At 57.6% G+C, this 3,956-nt stretch carries 3 protein-coding genes; all 3 read right to left on the bottom strand.

Annotated features, from left to right (window positions below; all coding sequences use genetic code 11):
- Positions 1–205: 205 nt before the first annotated feature.
- A complete protein-coding gene (locus VLH40_09490) occupies positions 206–2,509 on the bottom strand; it encodes a fused MFS/spermidine synthase (GenBank protein HSV32235.1) in 2,304 nt (767 codons plus the stop codon).
- A complete protein-coding gene (gene amrS, locus VLH40_09485; GenBank protein HSV32234.1) occupies positions 2,509–3,741 on the bottom strand; it encodes an AmmeMemoRadiSam system radical SAM enzyme in 1,233 nt (410 codons plus the stop codon). The genes VLH40_09490 and amrS overlap by 1 nt, the downstream gene beginning before the upstream one ends.
- Positions 3,742–3,750: 9 nt before the next feature.
- Positions 3,751–3,956 (bottom strand): hypothetical protein (locus VLH40_09480; protein ID HSV32233.1); only part of this gene is annotated, 206 nt, incomplete at its 5' end.

Genomic DNA, 3,956 nt, shown 5'->3' with positions numbered 1-3,956 from the left:
GTCTTCCATGTCGTAAAATCCGGCGGTAAAATCACGAGCGGGACTGACGCATCGACTTCCTCGCCAGTGGGAGTTGATGTTTCCGGCTCAGGTAGCTTCATAAGCATAACCGGTGAGAATCGGATAGTCAAATGGGTAAATGAGAGTGCACACCGGTGTCAATCTCCGGGCCTTTGCGGAGATTGGGACTCAGGGTCATAGATGTCTAAATAAGATTCCTGGGCGAAGTTCCCAGCAGCAGGAGGCTACTTGCCTTGATCATGAGCACCACGAGCGAGGTTCCCACTAGACCCAGCACGGGTAAAAGCGCTACCGCGGCGATGATCCCTCCGGTCCATCCGCCCAAAAGGTCAGAGCTGTAGAGGAGGCCGGCTGTGCGACTCAAATTGGGAGAGTGGGCCAGATACATTTTGTTTGCCAGGGGAAACTCAAGGCCGATGAGCGCTCCGGCGATAAACGCCAGCAGGAGAAAGAGCGGTTGTGCCAGGGCGAAGACCAGCGGATTCTCTAAATGGGGCGCTACGGCAAGGATAACGATCGGCAGCAGGACGGCAAAGAGCCCCACCGCGATCTCCAGCTTGATAAAAAGGGCCCGGTCGTCCTTTATGCGCGGTAAAAGTTTGGTCGTCAGCAAACCACCCCCCCCGACACCGCCCATGAACGCCGCCAGCAGAAGTCCGATCCAGTGGAAGACGAATCCAAAGAGCACCTGAAAGGCGAAGATGAGGAGGAGATCGAAGGCCATTCCGGCAAAGCCGGTGGCGGCGATGGAATAAGGGACGGTTAATCTGTGCAACCGGGCCACCCGCCACCGCAGCGCTAATAGGACGGCGGTGAGGACGGCGATCAGCAAGGCGAAAAACGACAGCTCCAAGTCCTCCAGCCACCGGAAAAAACCGCTTATATAGGGGGAGAACATCGCGTTCCAATAGCTGAGGCTGTAAAAGAATCCCTTGGGACGAAAATCCCGGTTGACTTCTTCGGTCCCGCCCTCTATGGATTCCTGAAACCAGTCCAGCCAGCGGGTGGCGAGCCTCAGTTCCAGGTGGGGGCGGGTGATGAGCCTTGCGGCCGGTTGGCGTTCTGTGAGTCTCTCGTACAACAGGGCGGCGTCAAGCGTGGTGACCTCTTGTGTCGGGGAAGCCAGGTAGAGGTTGTGATCCCCCGGAATGATAAACAGGTAAGGGAAGACGCTTTCCAGCGTATTGATAATCACTTTGTTCAGGTTCCGCAACTCGTGGCTCAGATAGGTGAGTGAGCCGGGGAGGCTTACCACCAGGATACCATCCTCCTTTAGTCTCTCTTTCGCCAGCGCGGCGAACTCGGCGGTGAAAAGCCGGTTCACCTGCAGGTTCGCCGGATTGGAAATACCGACAAAGATCAGATCGTACCGGTAGGGGGTCACCTCCAGGAACCGGCGGCCGTCTATATGCCGCGTATTTACGCGCGGATCGGTCAGTTCCGCCTCGGTAAGCGGGGTGGGGTATTTCCGTACCAGTTCGATGAGCAGGGGATCGATCTCCGTATAATCGACCCGCTCTACCGTGGGATATTTCAGAACTTCGCTAATCACCCCACCGGCCCCTCCGGCGAGGATGGCCACCTTTTCTGGCCGGGGGTGCGCGAGCATCGGGAAATGGATGAATTCCTCCACCCTGACGATATCCGGCGTGGGAGTGGTAAAGACCGGGATACCATCGGCCAGGAAGGTGTACTCTCCTCCCCGCTCGATCACCACGACGTTACCGTAGAGGGAATGCTGGTGGTGGATCACCTCCTGACCAGGCCACTGCCGCTCGATCGATTGGTAGTGGAGCCATTCATCGCCGCCGGAAGCGATTAAAAATACGAATGCCGTCAGAACAGCCGTAAGGAGCGTGAGGGTTTTTCGCTTCCCAGCCCCGCTCTCCAAAGTGATCAGAGCCAGCGAGGCCAGGAGGGTCAAAACCCCCATCCCCAGGATGATGGCAAAGGAATGGAAAAGGGGAATAAGGAGAAAGGTGAAGACCACCGCCCCGGCGATATGACCGAGGGTCTCCCACACATAGGCCCGGCCGATCGCGGAAGCGCCCTGTGGAACGCCGTGTCCGGGGGATGCCGACTGGGTGCACAGCTTGCAGGTAAAGATAAACAATGCGCCATGCAGGAGGGTGGGTAAAAAGAGGATAAGCAGTGAGGAGTAGAAGATGGGCAATACTCCCATCGCCTCACCGGGTACCACGCCGACCAGATCCCGGGTTATCCGTGCCAGATAAAGGGCGAGCGGCGCGCATACGGCCAGGAGGATCGAGAAGGAGACAAACGCCCCGATTCGGTTGGGGGCCCGCTCGATCCTCTTTCCGATGAAAAACGCGCCGCAGGCTTCGATGGCGAGCCAGTTGGCGAGAATTATCCCGATAGCCAGGTCGTTGCCGTGGAAGACCACCAGGAGTTCCCGTAAAAGCATAAGCTGTATCGCCATACCGGTAACCCCGGTGGCCAGGACAGCGAAAACGAGGCGTTTGCTCATTACCAGATCCCCGGTACCGGCTGACCGGAGAAGGGCGAACGGCCATCGACTATTTTATTGTACAATACCGTGAAATGGACCCGGTGGATCAGTCGCTCGCCGGTATCCGGGCAAAAAGTGGAATTATAGCGGTGGCCGGGTACATTGCCGATGGTGGCGAAATTCACCCCCGCCTCCACGGCTGTTTCCCGCGCCTCCTCCAGGGTTCTTACCGGGGTGGCGGGAAGATGGGTCAAACGATAGGCGGGATGGAAACGAGAGAAATGGAGCGGGACATCGGGCCCCAGGTTTTCCACGATCCACTCGCTCATGGCCCGGATCTGGTCCATACAGTCATTGATGGTGGGGATGACCAGATTGACGATCTCCAGCCACACCCCTTCTTCCCGGATGATCTTGAGCGTTCGGAGGACATAGGAGAGGTCCCCGTCATAAGTTTCCCGATAGACTTCTTCACAAAACCCCTTGAGGTCAATGGTTATCGCTGTAGTGTAGGGGAGCAGTTTACGCAGCGGTTCTTCGGCTATGGCGCCGTTGGTGTGCAGGATAAGGCCCACTCCTGCCTCTTTCGCCAGGACCGCGGTGTCATAGACATATTCAAAAAGAACGATGGGATCGTTGTAGGTAAACGAGATCGCGGTGACCCCTCGTTGCCGGGCCAGCTCCACCAGTTGCTCGGGAGACACGTCGAAGACGCTGAGGTCCCCGGGGCTCGCCTGGGACAGGGACCAGTTCTGGCACTGTTTACAGCGGAAATTGCATCCTACGGTCCCCACGCACAGGATCTCCGTTCCCGGACGGTGATGGAGTTGCGGTTCTTTTTCGATGGGATCGATCATCACCGTCGACGGACGGGCGTAAATCAGGCTGTACAATCGTCCGCCGTAGTTCCCCCGCACCCGGCAGACCCCGCGTCCTCCCGCCGGAATGACACAGCGGCGGAAACAGAGATTACAGAGGACCCGATCGTCCGGGAGTTCCTCCCAGAACATGGCCTCCTTCAGTCCGATATAAGGAGGTAAATCCGGCGGCAACTGTTGCGCCACCTCCTGAGCCGCATGCGGTCCCTCCTGGGCGTCAACCATAACCGCCTCCTGTAACGGCCTATTAGGCGCTATCTGCGACAGTTGTCGCCAGCCGTCTCGCTCAACCCAGAAGACCATCACACCGATCACTCCGACCAGCAGAAAGCCGAAAATCCACAGAGCTTTTCCCTTGGTGTTTTTGATCATAATGATACCTCAACTTTCTTGTTCCCAGATACCGGGAAGGTTCCGGCCACAGAATTTACAGCTTCCTCCCGTGACGTTGTTCGCCAGGACGGAAAAGCCCACCCTCTCTACCAGGATCTCTCCGCAGGCCGGGCAAAAAGTGGAATTATAGCGGTGGCCGGGTACATTGCCGATGGTGGCGAAATTCACCCCCGCCTCCACGGCTGTTTCCCGCG

This window comes from Atribacteraceae bacterium (genome assembly GCA_035477455.1).
Lineage (GTDB): Bacteria > Atribacterota > Atribacteria > Atribacterales > Atribacteraceae > DATIKP01.
Note: the sequence above shows the minus strand (reverse complement) of the source record. Positions and strands in the feature narration are given on the sequence as shown.